Source organism: Variovorax boronicumulans (genome assembly GCF_030812215.1).
Taxonomy (GTDB): domain Bacteria; phylum Pseudomonadota; class Gammaproteobacteria; order Burkholderiales; family Burkholderiaceae_C; genus Variovorax; species Variovorax boronicumulans_C.
In genome coordinates, this window is sequence record NZ_JAUSSG010000013.1 from 26,379 (window position 1) to 42,923 (window position 16,545).

Here is a 16,545-nt window from a genome sequence, read left to right on the forward strand (position 1 = left end):
ACTTCAAGGAGTTTTCTCATGACGATCCAGACCGTCGGCATCATCGGCGCCGGAACGATGGGCAATGGCATTGCGCAGGCTTGCGCGGTGTCCGGCGTGAACGTGGTGATGATCGACGTCGCCCAGGCGGCCGTCGACAAGGGCCTGGCCACCATCTCGGGCAGCCTCGACCGCCTCATCAAGAAAGAAAAGCTCACCGCCGAGCAGAAGACCGCGGCGCTCGCGCTGATCAAGGGCTCGACCAACTACGACGACCTGAAGGGCGCGCAGCTCGTCATCGAGGCGGCCACCGAGAACCACGCGCTCAAGCTCAAGATCCTGAAGCAGGTCGACGAGCTGCTGGCACCCGAGGTGATCGTCGCCTCGAACACCTCGTCGATCTCGATCACGCAGTTGGCTGCCGCCACCTCGCGCCCCGACCGTTTCATCGGCATGCACTTCTTCAACCCGGTGCCGATGATGGCGCTGGTGGAGCTGATCCGCGGCTATCTCACGAGCGACGCCACGCACGATGCCGTGAAGGCGCTGGCCGAGAAGCTGGGCAAGTCGCCGATCACGGTGAAGAACGCGCCGGGCTTCGTGGTCAACCGCATCCTGGTGCCGATGATCAATGAGGCTTTCTTCGTGCTGTCCGAAGGCATCGCAACGGCCGAGGACATCGACGCCGGCATGAAGCTGGGCTGCAACCAGCCCATCGGTCCGCTGGCGCTGGCCGACATGATCGGCCTGGATGTGTGCCTGGCCGTGATGGAGGTCTATCTTGAGCAATTCGGCGACTCCAAGTACCGCCCCTGCCCGCTGCTGAAGGAAATGGTCGCTGCCGGCCAGCTGGGCCGCAAGACGGGCCGCGGCGTGTACGCGTACTGAGTCGGCGTCCCATAAAGACAAGGAGACAAACGCCATGACCGCCACGCCCACCACGCCACCCGCAGAAGGCTGCATCGACACCCAGGTGCTCGACCATGTGCTGCTGATCGGCATCAACCGGCCCGCCAAGCGCAACGGCTGGACGCCGCCGATGTTCAAGCAACTGGCCGAGGCCTACACCCGGCTGGACGACGACCCGAACCTGCGCGTGGGCGTGCTGCATGCCTTCGGCGACCACTTCACCGCGGGCCTGGACCTGCCGGCGGTCACCGAGTACATGAAGCGCGGCGAGAAGGCGATTCCCGCCGGGCTGGTGGAGCCGCACGACTTCGGCCTGCCCGACTACCGCCGCCGCACCAAGCCGATGGTGGTGGCCGTGAAGGGCATCTGCTTCACGGTCGGCATCGAGCTGATGCTGGGCGCGGACATCGTGGTGGCCGCCGACAACTGCCGCTTCTCGCAGATGGAAGTGCAGCGCGGCATCATGGCCACGGGCGGCGCCACGCTGCGCATGGCCGAGCGCGCCGGCGTGGGCAATGCGATGCTGCACCTGCTCACGGCCGACGAGTTCGACAGCGCCGAGGCGTATCGCCTCAACTTCGTGCAGAAGGTGGTGCCGGCCGGGCAGGAGCTCGATGCGGCGCTGGCCATTGCGCAGCGCATCGCGGCGCAGGCGCCGCTGGCGGTGGTGGCCACCCGGCTCAACGTGATCAAGGCCATCGAGCACGGGCCGCTCGCGGCCGTGTCGGAATTCATCGAAACGCAAAAGCGCCTGTCGAACAGCGAAGACGCGGCCGAAGGCGTGCGCTCTTTCGTCGAGCGCCGTCCCGCGCGCTTTAGCGGTCGCTGATGCTGAATTCCACCGGAGCCTTGAAGCCCATGGCCTTCTTCCAACGCGCGGCGCTCGCCGCCGCCTTCACCCTGCTCGCCGTGAACACTTCCATTGCACAGACGCCCGCCCCCGCCGCGCTGCCCGATCCCGCGGCCACCTCGGTCGATGCGCTCGGCTGGATGAAGGGCTTTCCGCCTCCCCCCGACAAGCAGATCACCTTCGACAACCCGGCCGGCGGCGTGTTTCCGCGCACGCGCTGGAGCTTCTCGCATGTGCGCGAGACGGTGCCCACGGCCAACGTATGGCGCGGCAGCGGCGCTGCGAGCCCGCTGCCTTCGGCGCCGCGCAACGACATCGAAGCGGTCACCTTCAAACCTCTGGGCAGCGAAGAGACGATGACCTTCGCGCAGATGATCCCGCGCACCTACGCCGACGGCATCCTCGTGCTGCACCGCGGCCGCGTGGTCTACGAAAAGTATTTCGGCGCGCTCACGCCCGAGCGTCCGCACATCGCGATGTCGGTGACCAAGTCTTTTGTCGGCACGCTCGCGGCCATCCTCGCGGACGAGGGCAAGCTCGATCCGTCGGCACCCGTCACCAGGTACCTGCCCGAGCTGAAGGACACCGCCTATGGCGACGCCACCGTGCGCCAGGTGATGGACATGACCATCGGCGTGCACTACTCGGAAAACTACGCCGATCCGAAGGCCGAAATCTGGGACTACGCGCGCGCCGGCGGCATGTTGACGCAGGGGCCGAACTACACGGGCCCCAAGTCGTTCTACGAATTCCTCGTGACGCTGAAGAAGGAAGGCGCGCACGACGCCGCCTTCGCCTACAAGACGGTGAACGCAGAAGTGCTGGCGTGGATTCTTCGCCGCGCAAGCAATCAGTCGCTGGCCGACCTCTTGAGCGAAAAGATCTGGCGCCGCATCGGTGCCGAGCAGGACGCGTATTTCATGGTCGACCGCATCGGCACCGAATCGGGCGGCGGCGGATTGAACACCGTGCTGCGCGACCTCGCGCGCTTCGGCGAGACCATGCGCAACGGCGGCCGCGCGCCCAACGGACAGCAGGCCATTCCGAAGGCGGTCGTCGAAGACATCCAGCGCGGCGGCGACCCCGCCAAGTTCGCCAAGGCCGGCTATGCGCTGCTGCCGGGCTGGTCGTACCGCAACATGTGGTGGGTGTCGAACAACCCGCACGGCGCGTACATGGCGCGCGGCATCCACGGCCAGAGCATCTATGTCGATCCGAAGGCGGAGATGGTGATCGTGCGCTACGCCGCGCACCCGATCGCGGCGAATGGCGGGAACGATCCGCTGACGCTGCCGGCGTTCCAGGCGGTGGCCGAGGCGCTGATGCGCCCCTGAGCCGCGAAATCAGCCTCGCTGTTGGGCAATGACCAGCAGGCCGTCCATGATGAGGCTCTCCACGAGCTCGAAGTGCCCGTTCATCACGGGCGCCATCTTCCAGCCCGCACCACCGGTCATGTAGCAGGCCGGCTCGGCGCCGCAATGCGAGCGCACATGCTGCACCATGCGCTCGACGGCGCCCGCGATGGCGTAAGTGCCGCCGCTGGTGAGCGCATCGCTGGTGTTGGTGGGAAATTCGCGCACCTCGCCGGTCGGCACATGCAGGCCTGCGGTCCCCGACTCCAGCGCGCGCAGCATGATGCCGTGGCCCGGCAGGATCAACCCGCCGAGGAACTTGCCGCTGGCGTCGATCGCCTCCACGGTGACGGCCGTGCCGATCAGCACCACCACCATCGGCCGCGCCGGTCCTTGCGCGAGCATGCGGTGGCGCGCGCCGATCATCGCCACGAATCGGTCGGCGCCCAGGCGCGTGGGATGGTCGTAGCCGTTGACGATGCCGGCCTCGCCGGCGCTCGACACCACCCATCGCGGGGTGCAGTCGAAGCGCTCGACGATCTGCTCTTCGGCGCGGCGCCGAAGGGTGTCGCCGGCCACCACGCAGCCGAGCATGGAGCCGGGGGCGGGCAGGTCGGCCCAGGGACCGTCGGCCAATCGTTCGATGTGGTCCAGGAACTCCGCGCCCGAGGCCTGCAACGCGGCGCCCGGATGCGCCCCATCGTAGAGCGCCCATTTCAGGCGGGTGTTGCCGATGTCGATTGCGAGGAAGGGGGATGCCATGCGCGGGATTATTGCGACTTTGTTGTTATTCCTGCTGGCACGTCGCTGACACACGCGGCATGGGCCTACGCCCATGCACGGCGTTCCACCGCTACATTCGCAAATTCCATCCACCACCACGGCAAGGAGAACACCATGGGATTGCTCAGTTTCATCAAGGAAGCCGGTGAAAAACTGTTTGGCGGCTCGTCGGCCCAGGCGGCCACGCCCGATGCGAACACGGCGGCCGCAGCCGCCATCAAGACCTACATCGAGACGCAGAACCTCGGCCTCACCGGGCTCGAAGTGACCTACACCGCCAGCAGCGGCGTGGTGACCCTCGCGGGCCAGGCGCCCTCGCAGGAAGCCAGCGAGAAAGCCTCGCTCGCCGCGGGCAACGTGGCCAACGTCACGAGCGTGGAGAACAACCTGGTCGCCCCTGCCGCACCGCCCGCGCAGTACCACGACGTGGTCAAGGGCGACACGCTCTCGGCCATCTCCAAGAAGTACTACGGCGATGCCAACAAGTACAACGCGATCTTCGAGGCGAACAAGCCGATGCTGTCGCATCCGGACAAGATCTATCCGGGGCAGAAGCTGCGCATTCCTGCGCTCTGATCTTCTTCAGGCTCGCCATGGAAAAGGCCCACTGGAAACGGTGGGCCTTTTTTGCTTTTTTGGCGGAAGCGCCGTCCGACGCCTAGCTCTGCTTCCAGGGCAGCCCCCGCTTGCGCCACCCACCGACCTGCCCACGGTGGCCACTTTCATCTGGATTCCCCTCGAACCCTTCAAGGATGTTGTAGGCCTCCAGCCCCAGTTCAGTGGCGCGCTTCGCAGCCGCGATGGAGCGCACGCCGCTGCGGCACAGCAGCACCAGCTTCTTGCCGCCTTCACCGGCAGCACGCACGCCCTCGTCGAACGCGGGGTTCAACGCCATGCCCGGCCATTGTTTCCAGGCCAGCGGCACGGCGCCGGGCACGTAGCCGACCCATTCGCGCTCCGCATCGGTGCGCACGTCGACCAGCACGGCCTCGCCGCTGGCCTGCCATTGCGCGGCCTGCTCGGGCGTCACATCGCCGGCATAGCCCTTTTCACCAACGGGTTCAGTCATCTCTTTGCTTCCTTCCATTTCATTAGGGTTATCTCGCGGACCGCGGCGATCTTTACCTTGCCCGGTGCCCGCCGGATGGTGGAATTTTTCACCGGTTCGTGAAAACCCTGTTTGTCACGTTTTCGCGCGCGCCAAAGATCGGGCCTGGGCCTGCCAAACATAACTCGAAGAGGCGGGCAGGGTTTTTCGGTCAGTCAGAACTTGTATGGAGAGAGACAACATGACAGAGAGCAAATCACCCCGCCGCCGCAACCTCCTGAAGGGAGCAGCCGTGGCCGCAGGCGCCATGTCGGCGCCGATGGTCAGCATGGCCCAGACCACGTCGCTGCGCTTCCAGAGCACCTGGCCGGCAAAAGACATCTTCCACGAGTACGCGCAGGACTTCGCCAAGAAGGTGAACGACATGGCCGGCGGCCGCCTGAAGATCGAGGTGCTGCCTTCGGGCGCGGTGGTGCCCGCGTTCCAGTTGCTGGAGGCAGTGAACAAGGGCACGCTCGATGGCGGCCACGGCGTGGTGGCCTACCACTACGGCAAGAACTCCGCGCTCGCGCTGTGGGGCTCGGGCCCGGGCTTCGGCATGGACGCCAACACCGTGCTGGCCTGGCACAACTACGGCGGCGGCAAGGCGCTGCTGGACGAGATCTACAAGAGCCTGAACATGGAGGTGGTGTCGTACCTCTACGGCCCGATGCCCACGCAGCCGCTCGGCTGGTTCAAGAAGCCGGTGGCCAAGGTGGAAGACATGAAGGGGCTCAAGTTCCGCACCGTCGGGCTGGCCGTGGACATGTTCACCGAGATGGGCACCGCGGTGAACCCGCTGCCGGGCGGCGAAATCGTTCCCGCGCTCGACCGCGGGCTGATCGATGCGGCCGAGTTCAACAACGCATCGAGCGACCGCGTGCTCGGCTTTCCCGACGTGGTGAAGAACTGCATGCTGCAGAGCTTCCACCAGTCGGGCGAGCAATTCGAGGTGCTGTTCAACAAGGGCAAGTACAGCGCGCTGCCCCAGGAGCTGCGCTCGATCATCGACTACGCCGTGCAGGCCGCGAGCGCCGACATGAGCTGGAAAGCGGTGCAGCGAAATTCGCAGGACTATGCGGACATGAAGAAGGCCGGCATCAAGTTCTACAAGACGCCCGATGCGGTGCTGCGCGCCCAGCTTGCGGCGTGGGACAAGACGGTGGCGAAGAAGGCCGACGAGAACCCGCTGTTCAAGAAGGTGCTGGACTCGCAGCGCGTGTTCGCCGAGCGCGCACTGCAATGGCAGAACGACTACGGCGTCGACTTCAAGATGGCCTACGCCCATTACTTCGGCAAAAAGAAGTCCTGAGAGAGACCTGTCGATGACGGTTCGCGCCAGCCATCCGGAACGCTCCGGGTGGCTGGCTTTCTGATGCGTGCTTTCCTGCCTGCCATGCCTTCATGACCATCCAACGTTTCCTCCATACCGTCGACCGGTTCAGCATGGTCGTGGGCAAGACCTTCTCGTGGCTCATCGTCGCGCTGATGCTGCTGGTGTGCGGCGAGGTCTTCAAGCGCTATGCGCTCAACGCGCCCACCGCCTGGATCTTCGATGCCAACAACATGCTCTACGGCACGCTCTTCATGATGGGCGGGGCCTACACGCTCTCGCAGGCGGGCCATGTGCGCGGCGACTTCTTCTACGGCAGCATGAAACCGCGCACGCAGGCCGCGCTCGACCTCGTGCTGTTCGCGGTCTTCTTCCTCCCCGGCGTGGTGGCGCTCACCTGGTCGGGCTGGACCTATTTCGGTGAATCGCTCGCGATGCGCGAGCAGACATTCAATGCCGACCCGATTCCGGTGTATCCGTTCAAGTTCGTGATCCCCGTGGCCGGCGCAGTGCTGCTGGTGCAGGGCATCGCCGAGATGGTGCGCTGCGCGCTGTGCCTGAAGACCGGTGTGTGGACGCCGCGCCTGAAGGATGCGGAAGAAATGGACGTGGTCGGCGAACAGCTTGCCGGCAGCAGTTATGTCGATGAAGCCGACAAGCGCGAGGTGATCGACAAGGCCAAGGCCATCGAGCAGGCGGCCCAACAGCGCAAGAGCGATTCGACCGGAGGTGCGGCATGAGCGATCCCGCACTCGGTCTTTCGATGCTCGGCCTGATCGTGGTCGTGATCATGCTCGGCTTCCCCACGGCGTTCACGCTGATGGGCCTCGGCATGTTCTTCGGCTTCATCGCCTTCTACGACCCCGCTTCGCCCTGGCTCGACAACAAGGTCTTCGACCTGATGGTGCAGCGCGCCTTCGGCGCCATGACCAACGAGACGCTGCTGTCCATTCCGCTCTTCGTGCTGATGGGCTACGTGATGGAGCGCGGCGCGCTGGTGGACAAGATGTTCCACAGCGTTCAGCTCGCCTTCCGCCGCGTGCCCGGCTCCCTCGCGGTGACGACGCTGATCGTGTGCACCTTCTGGGGCATCGCGAGCGGCCTGGTCGGCGCGGTGGTGGTGCTGATGGGCGTGATCGCAATGCGGCCGATGCTCAACGCGGGCTACGACACGCGGCTGGCCGCCGGTGTGATCACGGCCGGCGGCACGCTCGGCATCCTGATTCCCCCCTCGGTGATGATCATCGTGTACGCGGCGGTGGCCGGGCAGTCGGTGGTGAAGCTCTATGCGGCCGCGATGTTCCCTGGCTTCTTCCTCGCGTTTCTCTACCTGGTCTACGTGATTGGCTGGGCCGTGCTGCAGCCGAAGGTCGCGCCCAAGCTGTCGCCCGACAAGCAGCGCGCCCCCATCACGCCGTGGGTCGCGCACATCGCGCAGAGCTATTCGCCGCGCATGCTGCCTGCGCTGTTCGCGGCGGTGGTGTCGCCGACGCGTGCCTTGCGCGGCGCGGCCGAGGGCGTGCGCATCACCTGGTGGATGCTGCTGCGCAGCCTGCTGACCTCGCTGGTGCCGCTGACACTGGCTGCGGCGACGCTGGGCTCGGTGTGGTGGTACGTCACGATCTACTCGCAAAAAGACGCCAATGGGCCAGTCGCGGAGCAGCAGGCCACGCAGAAGACTCCGGGGGCGGCCGCGACACTGCCCGAAGCGCCTTCGTCTGCTTCCTCCGAGAGCGGCACAGGCCTGGCCGAACCGCCGACCGACGACGCGCCGAAGGAGGCCGGCTCGGACAGCGGCCTGCAGGAGCCGCCCGGTGGCGTCGAGGAACCACCCGGCAGCGAAACTGCCGCGGCGCCTCCCGCGGCGGAAGGCGGCCTTCAACAGCTCGGCGAAGCGGTCGAAGCACCGAAGACCGCCGCCGTGCCCGAAGCCTTCTACACGGGCTTCCTGCTCGCCAGCCTCTTCACGCTCGCGCTGCTCGGCTGGTACTACTGGCGCATGGATGCGGAGCAGTTCGAAATCCTGCGCATGCTGGTGTCGTCGGTGATGCCGCTCGCCACGCTCACGCTGGTCGTGCTGGGCGTGATTCTGTTCGGCATCACGACCGCCACCGAATCGGCGGCGGTCGGCGCGGCCGGGGCGTTTCTCATGGCCTGGCAGGCCGGGACGCTGGACTTCAAGAAGACCAAGGAGGCGGTCTTCCTCACGCTCAAGACCACCTCGATGGTGTGCTGGCTCTTCGTGGGCTCGGCGCTGTTCTCGGCGGTGTTCGCGCTGCTGGGCGGGCAACGCATCATCGAGGAGTGGGTGCTCGGCATGAACCTGTCGCCGCTGCAGTTTCTGCTGCTGTCTCAGGCGATCATCTTCATTCTCGGCTGGCCGCTGGAGTGGACCGAGATCATCGTGATCTTCGTGCCCATCTTCCTGCCGCTGCTCGCGCACTTCCAGATCGACCCGCTGCTCTTCGGCGTGCTGGTGTTCGTGAACCTGCAGGCTGCGTTCCTCTCGCCGCCGGTGGCGATGTCGGCCTTCTATCTGAAAGGGGTGTCGCCTTCGCACGTGACGATCAACCAGATATTCGCCGGGATGATGCCGTACATGCTGATCGTGATCCTGTGCATGGTGTTCATGTACATCTGGCCGGGGTTGACGTTGTGGCTGCCGCAGTATTTGTACGGTTGAACGGAGTGCTCAATTGCTCTGCTGTCTTCATAAACCAGCTTCCGAGACCCAAGAAACCGTTGGGAGAATTTCAAGACGGCAACCACAACAAAGAAGGCTTCGACCAAGAGCCAAATATCTTCAGCCGCAAAAAAGGAAGGGGCCTCGATGCCATCGGCTCGACGGTCGGATGGGCCTACCTATTGAAATAGTCAGCGCCGCCGCTCCACATACGGCCGCGCCTGCAACAGCACGATCCTGTCGCCCACCGTCGCCCACTCGATATCCTGATCCACGGCGTTGAACGTGCGCTTCACGGCAGCACCCACACTGGCAAGCCGCACCACCAGCGCATCGGTCAGCACGTTGCGTCCATGCTCCACCGGCACCTCCTTCACCCCGCCGTCCTTGTCCAGCTGCAACGCCGTCTCTTCCGCCGACCGGCTGAGCACCTGGATCGCCTTCGACCAGCTCGAATACATCACCTGCTCCGCCACGCGCTGCCCCTCGACCACGCGGATGCCGATGCCGCGCTTGGCCGAGATGTAGGTGACGTGCGGATGGCCCGCGTCGAACGGGTCGCGCGTGATCATCACGCCCGCGTTGGTCGAGTCGATGGCGGTCTGCACGAACACGCCCATCAGCACCGATTCGGCGCCGAAGCCCGCGGCGCTGCGGGCCTCCCAGGCCTCGGGATTGAACACCGAGGCCCAGACCTTCTTCACCGCGAGTTCGAGCGCGTCACCGGTCTTCACGTTGGGCACCGTCGTGTAGAGCCCCGCGCCGCTGAAGCCCGGCAGGTCTTCGGAGTTGGACGAGCTGCGCACGAACACGCCGCCACCGCCCAGTTGCGATTGCCACGCGGCGCGCCATGACGCCGCGGCAGCGGCATCGACAGGCCACTTCACGATCTCGTCGCGCAGTTGCGCGAGCGCCTTCTGCCGCAGTTGCGGATCGCTCGCGAAGCCGGGTTGCTGCTGCATGCGTGCGATGCGATCGGCCAGGCCGTTCGTTCGCATGAAGCGGTCGTAGTGGGCGAACGGAATGCAGAAGCCATCGGGCACCGTGGTCGACGGAATGCGCGCGGCCAGCACCGCGCCGAGGTTCGCGGCCTTGGAGCCGCACTGCGCGCTGTTGCGCGCGCGCAGCGACGCGAGCGGCAGCAGGCGGGTCTCGCGCAGGTCGGGCTTCACGGCCCTGTCGCTGCCGGGCACGGCACCGGTGGCCGCAGCGCGCACCGCACGCGGCGGGAGCGCCGCGATCTCTTCCGCGGTGAGCCGACGCAACTGGTAGCCCGATGCCGCGACCTTGAGCGCGACCCACTGTCCCGCATGCTCGCGAAGCACGGTCGCCGCATCGCGCACATAGGCGTTCGGAATGCCCCAGCCCTTGGCCAGAAGGTTGACGTGAGAGAGCGCGGTCGACGGCCGCTCGGTCAACACACCCGCGACGGGCGGCAGGCTGATCGGCACCTGGCGCAACACGGCGATGTCGTCGGGCAAGAGCGCATTCAGCCCCGATGCGTCGTCCACGATGCGCACGCGTCCCGTCGCGGTGCCGAGGTTCATCGGCATGTAGGGCTGCTCCCGGATCAGCGCATCCTGGCTCACGAAATCGATGCCCGCTTCCTTCGCCACGCGTTCGTGCAGCGTGGAGTTGGTCTTGAACTTCACGGGCGCGAAGAAGCTGGCCTTCACCTGGGCATCGGCCTGCTTCAGCAGCGGTGCGGTGAGCTGGTCGCCTTCCCAGAATTCGTACGTGAAGGTGCCTATGTTCTGTTGCCAGCTCAGCGTGCCAAACAGGAAGCGGCGATCGGGCACGAGGTAGTTGCGGTCGATCTCGCGCTTGCCCGCGCGCGGCGAGAGCCCGGTGTCGCGCACGAAGCGCACATGCAGCTGGTAGCGCGGCGTGTCGATGTAGTGGGTGCGCACCGGCCTGGCCTGGCGGTCGATGGCGAACAGCACATGGGCCAGTTGCATCGGCGTGCCGGGATCGTAGACGCGCGCCAGCGTGTCGAAGTCGCCCTGGCTGCGCAGCGCGGGCAGCGACGCGGCCACTGCGGGGCGCGGCACAGGCTGTGCAGCCGGGGCTTCGGGCGGCGGCTCGACCTGCCGTCGGTAGAAGGAAGGCTTGCCTGCGAGTTGCGCGTCGGCCGGCACAGGCGCGATGGCCGCCGCGCACAACGCCAGTGCCGATAGCCAGACCGGCGCCTTGCGCGCCCGATGCGGGGTGCTGTTGTTCTTCATGGAGTGTCCCTCTCGTTGCAGGCGAATTCTCGCTCGCGTTCCGGCGGGGCCGCACCGCGCCAAGTCCCGCCGGCAGCACTGCCATCGGCCGGCCGCTACAGTCGCCCGAAAGGAGCCTCTTCTCATGCCCACATTCGACTTTGATCTCTTCGTCATCGGCGGCGGCAGCGGCGGCGTGCGCGCCGCGCGCATGGCGGCACAGACCGGCGCCCGCGTGGGCCTGGCCGAAGCCGCCGACCTCGGCGGCACCTGCGTCAACGTGGGCTGCATTCCCAAGAAGCTCTACAGCTATGCGGCAGGCTATGCCGAATCGTTCGAGGAGGCCGCGGGCTACGGATGGAAGTTGCCCGCCGAGCCGCAGTTCGACTGGTCGCACCTCAAGTCTCAGCGCGCGAAGGAAATCAGCCGGCTCAACGGCATCTATGCCTCGCTGCTGAAGAACTCGGGCGTCACGCTGATCACCGGGTGGGCACAGCTGGTCGACGGCCACACGGTGGAAATCGACGGCAAACGCCACACCGCGCGCCACCTGCTCGTGGCCACCGGCGGCACGCCTTTCGTACCGGAGATCCCGGGGCGCGAGCACATCGTGACGTCCGATGCGATGTTCGATCTCGACCCGTTCCCCAAGCGCCTGCTGGTGGTGGGCGGCGGCTACATCGCCTGCGAGTTCGCATCGATCTTCAACGGGCTGGGTTCGAAGGTGACGCAACTGCACCGTCGCGCGCACCTGCTCACCGGCTTCGACGACGACGTGCGGCAGTTCCTCGCGAACGAAATGGGCAAGGCGGGCGTCGATGTGCGGCTGAACTGCGAGGCCTCGTCGATCGCGCGCGGGCCGGACGGCCTGGTCGTGACGCTCGCGCGCGGCCAGCAGATCGAGGCCGACACGGTGCTCTTCGCCACCGGCCGGGTGCCCAACACGCAGGGCCTCGGCCTCGAGGCAGCGGGCGTGAAGCTCGATGAGAGCGGCGCGATCGCGGTCGATGCGCACTACCGCACGTCGGTGCCGTCGATCTACGCGGTGGGCGACGTGTCGACCCGCGTGCAGCTCACGCCGGTCGCGCTCGCCGAAGCCATGGTGGTGGTCGATGCGCTGTTCGGCAAGGGCAAGCGCCGCATGGACTACGAGTTCATTCCAACCGCCGTGTTCACCCACCCGAACATCGGCACCTGCGGCTATACCGAGCTCGACGCACGCGCGAAGTTCGGCGAGGTGACGGTTTTCTCCAGCGAGTTCAAGTCGCTGCGCCACACGCTCTCGGGCCGCAGCGAGCGCACCTTCATGAAGCTGGTGGTCGACAAGAAGAGCGACCGCGTGGTGGGCCTGCACATGGTGGGCGCGGACGCGGGCGAAGTCGTGCAGGGCTTTGCGGTGGCGATGCGCGCGGGGGCGACGAAGGCAATCTTCGACAGCACCATCGGCATTCACCCGACGGGTGCCGAAGAGTTCGTGACGATGCGCGAACCGATGCCTGGCTAAGCGACGGCCTTCTGCTGCTTGCCTTCGAGCAGCTTCACCATCACGAACAGCACGCGGTTGGCCGGCGTGGGCACGCCGAGCGCTTCGCCGCGGCGCACGACCAGGCCATTGAGGTGGTCGATTTCGCTGAGCTTGCCGCGTGCGAGGTCCTGCGCTGTGGATGAGTACTGCGAGGGCATCGATTGCGCGATGGCGCGGATGGCCGCGTCGGTGTCGCCTGGAATGACGACGCCCTCGGCCGCCGCCACGGCGAGGCATTCGGCGACCACGTCGCGGATCACGTCGGCCACGCCCACGCCCTTCACGAGCTCGCCATAGGGCAGTTGCGACACCGCCGACAGCGCGTTGTAGGCGCAGTTCAGGATCAGCTTGGCCCAGAGCGAGCCGCGCACGTTGCCGGAGATCTGCGTGGGAACGCCGGCGGCGATCAGGTGCTGTGCCACCTGCTCGCTCGCGCGTGAAGGTGCGATCACCAATTCACCGCGACCGTGGTGCTTCACATGACCGGGGCCCGCCATTTCGGTCGCCACGTAGACGACGGCGGCAGCCACTTCGCTCGTGAGCACCGAGCGCACGCGCTCGTCGTTGTCCACGCCGTTCTGCAGCGTGAGCACCAGCGCATCGGGCGCGAGGTGCGGCTTGATCTGCGCGGCGGCCGACTCGCTGTCGGTGGACTTCACGCAGAACAGCACGAGGTCGGCGCCCTGCACGGCGCTCGCCTCGGTGCTCGCAGCGAGGCGCACCTGCTCGTCGAAGGTCTTCGTCTCGAGCCGCAGCCCGTTCGCCCTGACCGCCTCGACATGCGAAGGCCGCCCGATCAGCACCACCTCATGGCCCGCGCGCGCCAGCATGGCGCCGTAGTAGCAGCCGACTGCGCCGGCGCCCATGACTGCGACTTTCATCGATTCGTTTCCTTGGTTGTCCGTTCGACCGCAGAGGTTAGCGAAGCTCGCCGGTTCACGCTTCCACACCGCGCGACTTCAGTCCCTCGTCCATGATCCATTCGCGAAACGCCACGAAGGCCGGCAGGTCGAGCCGGTCCGGACGGTAGCAGAGGTAGTGCCCCTGGTCCACGCGCACCGGCGTGCCGCAGGGGCTCAGGAGCGATCCCTCGGCCAGCTCTTCCTGCACGAGGAGCTTGGGCACCAGCCCGATGCCCAGGCCATTGAGCGCCGCCTGGATCAGCGCCGAGTACTGCGCGAAGCGCGGCCCGGCCACCGTCTGCACTTCGGGCACGCCATGCTGCGCGGCCCACGCGCGCCACGCGGTGGGCGCGCCTTCGTGATGCAGCAGCGTGTGGCCGACGATGTCCGCCGGCTGCGCGATGCGATGGCGCCCTTCGACCAAAGCGCGCGCCACGATCAGCACGAACTCGCGCCCCGCGATGTATTCGGACACCACGCCTGGCCAGCCGTCGGGGCCGTAGCGGATCGCGGCATCCACGCCCGCCGGAATGCCGTCGCTCGGCTCCAGGTGGCGACTGAAGCTCAGCATCACATGGCGGCTCTTCTGGCTGAAGGCCGGCAGGCGCGGAATGAGCCACTTGGTGAGAAAGGTGGGCACACTCGCGAGCGTAAGAAGGCCCGCGCCGGCATCGCCCGAGCGGGCCTCGAAGGTCGCGGTCTCGATGGCGCGCAGACCCCCCGAAATCTTCTGCCAGTACACCCGTCCCTGCGGCGTGAGCTGCACACCGCGGCCGTTCTTCTGCAGCAGTTCGCGGCCGAGAAAGGCCTCGAGCCCCGCGATCTGTTTGCTCACCGCGCTCACCGTGATGCACAGGGCACTGGCCGCGAGCGTGATGCTTTGCTGGCGCGCCACCGCGTCGAAGGCCAGCAGCTCCTGGATGGTGGGGCAGTCGCGCTTCATGCCTGGCTCCGGTTGATGAAAGTTCTGTGAAAAACACTTTCCGATTGCTCAAGCATCGTCATCCAACTTTCACCCATGGGTTCGTGTGTGCTTCCTAGAATTCGCTCGAACACGGCAGCTCGCCGTGCGCAAAAGGTAGAGCATCCGGAAAGTATGCCGGTTGCGCAAGTCACTCGGAGACCTTCACCTTGATTCGCGGCATCTCGCTCGTCTACGGCCTGTACCTGCTGCTGCCCATCGCCTTGCTGCTGGTCGGCAGCTTCGGCGGCAACTGGACCAACACGCTGCTGCCCACGGGCATCACCGGGCAGTGGTACGTCGACCTGTGGCTGGACACCTCGTTCCGCAAGGCCTTCGTGAGCAGCCTGGTGGTGGCGATGAGCACCTGCGCGATCAACACGGTGCTGGCGTTGCCGCTGGCCTATGCGCTGTACCACGGCGCGCGGCGCGGCAGCAGCATCGCGGCACGCATCGTGAGCGCCACACCCGTCGCGGTGCCGACGATCACGCTGGCCTTCGGCTACATGATCGTGTTCAACACCGACATCGCACCGTGGCTCGGCTCGATGCCGCTCCTGATCGCCGCGCACGCAATCCTCACGTTGCCCTACCTCACCAACACGCTGCTGACCGACCTGCGCCACCTGGACCTCGGCCGGCTCGAGCAGGCGGCTGCGACGCTCGGCGCCTCGGGCTGGCAGCAGTTCACCGGCATCGTGCTGCCGAGCCTGCGCCAGAGCCTGATCAGCGGGCTGGTGATGGTGGCGGCGATTTCGGTGGGCGAGTTCGGGTTGTCGAACCTGCTCACGAGCTTCCAGAACCGCACGTACCCGGTGGTGCTGCTGCAGGCCTTCTATGGCGCGACAGGTTTTGCCTGCGCGGCGACGGTGATTCTTCTTGTGCTGGCGAGCGCGTCGGCCCTTCTTTCCTCTTCATTGGTGAAGCAACGCGCATGAGCCTCCTTCTGGACAACGTGAGCTACAACTACCCCGGCAGCACGCACGGCCTGCACGACGTGTCGCTCGACGTGCGCACCGGCGAGCTGGTCGCGGTGATCGGGCCGAGCGGCTCGGGCAAGTCGACGCTGCTCAAGCTGGTGTCGGGCCTGGAGACGGGACACACCGGCCGCATTGCGCTCGGCGGCGAAGACATGTCGCGCACGCCGGTGCACCAGCGCCACATCGGCATGGTGTTCCAGAGCTACGCACTCTTTCCGCACCTGAGCGTGCTCGACAACGTGGCCTACGGCCTCAAGCTGCGCAAGGTCGGCACCGCCGAGCGCCGCCAGCGCGCGCAGAACCTGCTCGACGTCGTCGGGCTCGGCGACTACGCAAAGCGCGCGGTCGCCCAACTCTCGGGCGGCCAGCAGCAGCGCGTGGCGCTGGCCCGCGCGCTCGCCATCGACCCGCGCGCGTTGCTGCTCGACGAACCGCTCTCTGCGCTCGACGCCAGCGTGCGCGGCCATCTGCGCGACCAGATCCGTTCGATCCAGCAGCGCTTCAACGCGACCACGCTGCTGGTCACGCACGACCAGGAAGAAGCGCTCGTGATGGCCGACCGCGTGGCGATGCTCAAGGACGGGCGGCTGCTGCAAATTGCGACGCCGCGCGAGATCTACGAGCAGCCCGCAAGCCGCGCGGTGGCGGAGTTCGTCGGGCTCTCGACGATCCTGCCCGCGAAGGTATCGGCGCCGGGCCGGCTCGACATGGGCTTTGCCGAACTCCTCGCCGACACCGGCCAGCGCCCGTTCGGCACTGCGGTGCACGTGCTGGTGCGCCCCGAACACATCCAGCCCGCCCCGCCGTTGGACAGCGTGAATCGCCTCACGGGCCGCACCGGTGCGCAGCGCTACCTGGGTGCGCTCACGCGCTACGACTTCGAGGTGCCGGGTGCGGGCAAGCCATTCCTCGCCGAGTCGGCCGTGCCGGCGTCGGAAGCCATCGCCATCGCGCCCGAGCACCTCCGTTTACTCGACCACTGAACTTTTCCTTTCCT

Annotated in this window: 15 protein-coding genes; 10 read left to right on the plus strand and 5 right to left on the minus strand. The window is 66.5% G+C overall.

Going from position 1 to position 16,545, the window contains the following annotated elements:
• Nucleotides 1-18: 18 nt before the first annotated feature.
• The 3 genes from J2W23_RS27950 to J2W23_RS27960 are packed head-to-tail and all read left to right on the plus strand — an operon-like array spanning nt 19 to nt 3,072.
• A complete protein-coding gene (locus tag J2W23_RS27950; RefSeq protein ID WP_176661845.1) occupies nt 19-867 on the plus strand; it encodes a 3-hydroxybutyryl-CoA dehydrogenase in 849 nt (282 codons plus the stop codon).
• A 34-nt stretch (nt 868-901) separates the two neighbouring features.
• Nucleotides 902-1,717 carry a crotonase/enoyl-CoA hydratase family protein gene (locus J2W23_RS27955; protein WP_176661844.1) on the plus strand — a complete coding sequence of 272 codons (816 nt, stop codon included), beginning with the start codon at nt 902-904 and terminating at the stop codon, nt 1,715-1,717.
• Nucleotides 1,718-1,746: 29 nt separating this feature from the next.
• Nucleotides 1,747-3,072, plus strand: a complete 1,326-nt coding sequence (locus J2W23_RS27960) for a serine hydrolase domain-containing protein (RefSeq protein WP_307651069.1) — start codon at nt 1,747-1,749, stop codon at nt 3,070-3,072.
• 9 nt (nt 3,073-3,081) lie between these two features.
• On the opposite strand, the gene J2W23_RS27965 is transcribed toward J2W23_RS27960, so the two are convergent.
• Nucleotides 3,082-3,852: a type III pantothenate kinase gene (locus tag J2W23_RS27965; protein WP_307651070.1), complete on the minus strand. Its 771-nt coding sequence runs from the start codon at nt 3,850-3,852 to the stop codon at nt 3,082-3,084.
• 135 nt (nt 3,853-3,987) lie between these two features.
• On the opposite strand from J2W23_RS27965, the gene lysM reads away from it, so the two are divergent.
• A complete protein-coding gene (gene lysM, locus J2W23_RS27970; RefSeq protein ID WP_176661842.1) occupies nt 3,988-4,449 on the plus strand; it encodes a peptidoglycan-binding protein LysM in 462 nt (153 codons plus the stop codon).
• Nucleotides 4,450-4,531: 82 nt separating this feature from the next.
• On the opposite strand, the gene J2W23_RS27975 is transcribed toward lysM, so the two are convergent.
• Nucleotides 4,532-4,942 carry a rhodanese-like domain-containing protein gene (locus tag J2W23_RS27975; protein ID WP_176661841.1) on the minus strand — a complete coding sequence of 137 codons (411 nt, stop codon included), beginning with the start codon at nt 4,940-4,942 and terminating at the stop codon, nt 4,532-4,534.
• 220 nt (nt 4,943-5,162) lie between these two features.
• Between J2W23_RS27975 and J2W23_RS27980 the strand changes: the two genes are divergently transcribed.
• The 3 genes from J2W23_RS27980 to J2W23_RS27990 all read left to right on the plus strand — a co-directional run bounded on the left by J2W23_RS27980 (nt 5,163) and on the right by J2W23_RS27990 (nt 8,976).
• Entirely contained in the window at nt 5,163-6,272 is a 1,110-nt protein-coding gene (locus J2W23_RS27980; protein WP_176661840.1) for a TRAP transporter substrate-binding protein, read from the plus strand.
• 92 nt (nt 6,273-6,364) lie between these two features.
• Nucleotides 6,365-7,033, plus strand: coding sequence for a TRAP transporter small permease subunit (locus J2W23_RS27985; protein WP_176661839.1), 669 nt, complete (start codon nt 6,365-6,367; stop codon nt 7,031-7,033).
• Nucleotides 7,030-8,976 carry a TRAP transporter large permease gene (locus tag J2W23_RS27990; protein WP_307651071.1) on the plus strand — a complete coding sequence of 649 codons (1,947 nt, stop codon included), beginning with the start codon at nt 7,030-7,032 and terminating at the stop codon, nt 8,974-8,976. Before J2W23_RS27985 ends, J2W23_RS27990 begins: the two co-directional genes overlap by 4 nt.
• Nucleotides 8,977-9,167: 191 nt before the next feature.
• Here J2W23_RS27990 and J2W23_RS27995 read toward each other — a convergent pair whose 3' ends face one another.
• Nucleotides 9,168-11,201, minus strand: coding sequence for a PEP/pyruvate-binding domain-containing protein (locus J2W23_RS27995; protein ID WP_307651072.1), 2,034 nt, complete (start codon nt 11,199-11,201; stop codon nt 9,168-9,170).
• A 124-nt stretch (nt 11,202-11,325) separates the two neighbouring features.
• Between J2W23_RS27995 and gorA the strand changes: the two genes are divergently transcribed.
• Entirely contained in the window at nt 11,326-12,684 is a 1,359-nt protein-coding gene (gene gorA, locus J2W23_RS28000) for a glutathione-disulfide reductase (protein WP_307651073.1), read from the plus strand.
• Here the strand turns inward: gorA and J2W23_RS28005 are convergent.
• Nucleotides 12,681-13,586, minus strand: coding sequence for a ketopantoate reductase family protein (locus J2W23_RS28005; RefSeq protein WP_307651074.1), 906 nt, complete (start codon nt 13,584-13,586; stop codon nt 12,681-12,683). The two genes, gorA and J2W23_RS28005, sit on opposite strands and share 4 nt — an antisense overlap.
• Before the next feature lie 55 nt (nt 13,587-13,641).
• Nucleotides 13,642-14,550 carry a LysR substrate-binding domain-containing protein gene (locus J2W23_RS28010; RefSeq protein ID WP_307651075.1) on the minus strand — a complete coding sequence of 303 codons (909 nt, stop codon included), beginning with the start codon at nt 14,548-14,550 and terminating at the stop codon, nt 13,642-13,644.
• A 188-nt stretch (nt 14,551-14,738) separates the two neighbouring features.
• On the opposite strand from J2W23_RS28010, the gene J2W23_RS28015 reads away from it, so the two are divergent.
• On the plus strand, nt 14,739-15,506 hold the full coding sequence (locus J2W23_RS28015; RefSeq protein ID WP_307651076.1) for an ABC transporter permease: 768 nt from the start codon (nt 14,739-14,741) through the stop codon (nt 15,504-15,506).
• On the plus strand, nt 15,503-16,531 hold the full coding sequence (locus J2W23_RS28020) for an ABC transporter ATP-binding protein (protein WP_307651077.1): 1,029 nt from the start codon (nt 15,503-15,505) through the stop codon (nt 16,529-16,531). Before J2W23_RS28015 ends, J2W23_RS28020 begins: the two co-directional genes overlap by 4 nt.
• The last annotated feature ends 14 nt before the right edge of the window (nt 16,532-16,545 follow it).

Bases quoted from the DNA above. Each gene is read 5' to 3' on its own strand.
- J2W23_RS27950 (WP_176661845.1), top strand. From the start codon at position 19: ATGACGATCCAGACCGTCGGCATCATCGGCGCCGGAACGATGGGCAAT.
- J2W23_RS27955 (WP_176661844.1), top strand. From the start codon at position 902: ATGACCGCCACGCCCACCACGCCACCCGCAGAAGGCTGCATCGACACC.
- J2W23_RS27960 (WP_307651069.1), top strand. From the start codon at position 1,747: ATGGCCTTCTTCCAACGCGCGGCGCTCGCCGCCGCCTTCACCCTGCTC.
- J2W23_RS27965 (WP_307651070.1), bottom strand. From the start codon at position 3,852: ATGGCATCCCCCTTCCTCGCAATCGACATCGGCAACACCCGCCTGAAA.
- lysM (WP_176661842.1), top strand. From the start codon at position 3,988: ATGGGATTGCTCAGTTTCATCAAGGAAGCCGGTGAAAAACTGTTTGGC.
- J2W23_RS27975 (WP_176661841.1), bottom strand. From the start codon at position 4,942: ATGACTGAACCCGTTGGTGAAAAGGGCTATGCCGGCGATGTGACGCCC.
- J2W23_RS27980 (WP_176661840.1), top strand. From the start codon at position 5,163: ATGACAGAGAGCAAATCACCCCGCCGCCGCAACCTCCTGAAGGGAGCA.
- J2W23_RS27985 (WP_176661839.1), top strand. From the start codon at position 6,365: ATGACCATCCAACGTTTCCTCCATACCGTCGACCGGTTCAGCATGGTC.
- J2W23_RS27990 (WP_307651071.1), top strand. From the start codon at position 7,030: ATGAGCGATCCCGCACTCGGTCTTTCGATGCTCGGCCTGATCGTGGTC.
- J2W23_RS27995 (WP_307651072.1), bottom strand. From the start codon at position 11,201: ATGAAGAACAACAGCACCCCGCATCGGGCGCGCAAGGCGCCGGTCTGG.
- gorA (WP_307651073.1), top strand. From the start codon at position 11,326: ATGCCCACATTCGACTTTGATCTCTTCGTCATCGGCGGCGGCAGCGGC.
- J2W23_RS28005 (WP_307651074.1), bottom strand. From the start codon at position 13,586: ATGAAAGTCGCAGTCATGGGCGCCGGCGCAGTCGGCTGCTACTACGGC.
- J2W23_RS28010 (WP_307651075.1), bottom strand. From the start codon at position 14,550: ATGAAGCGCGACTGCCCCACCATCCAGGAGCTGCTGGCCTTCGACGCG.
- J2W23_RS28020 (WP_307651077.1), top strand. From the start codon at position 15,503: ATGAGCCTCCTTCTGGACAACGTGAGCTACAACTACCCCGGCAGCACG.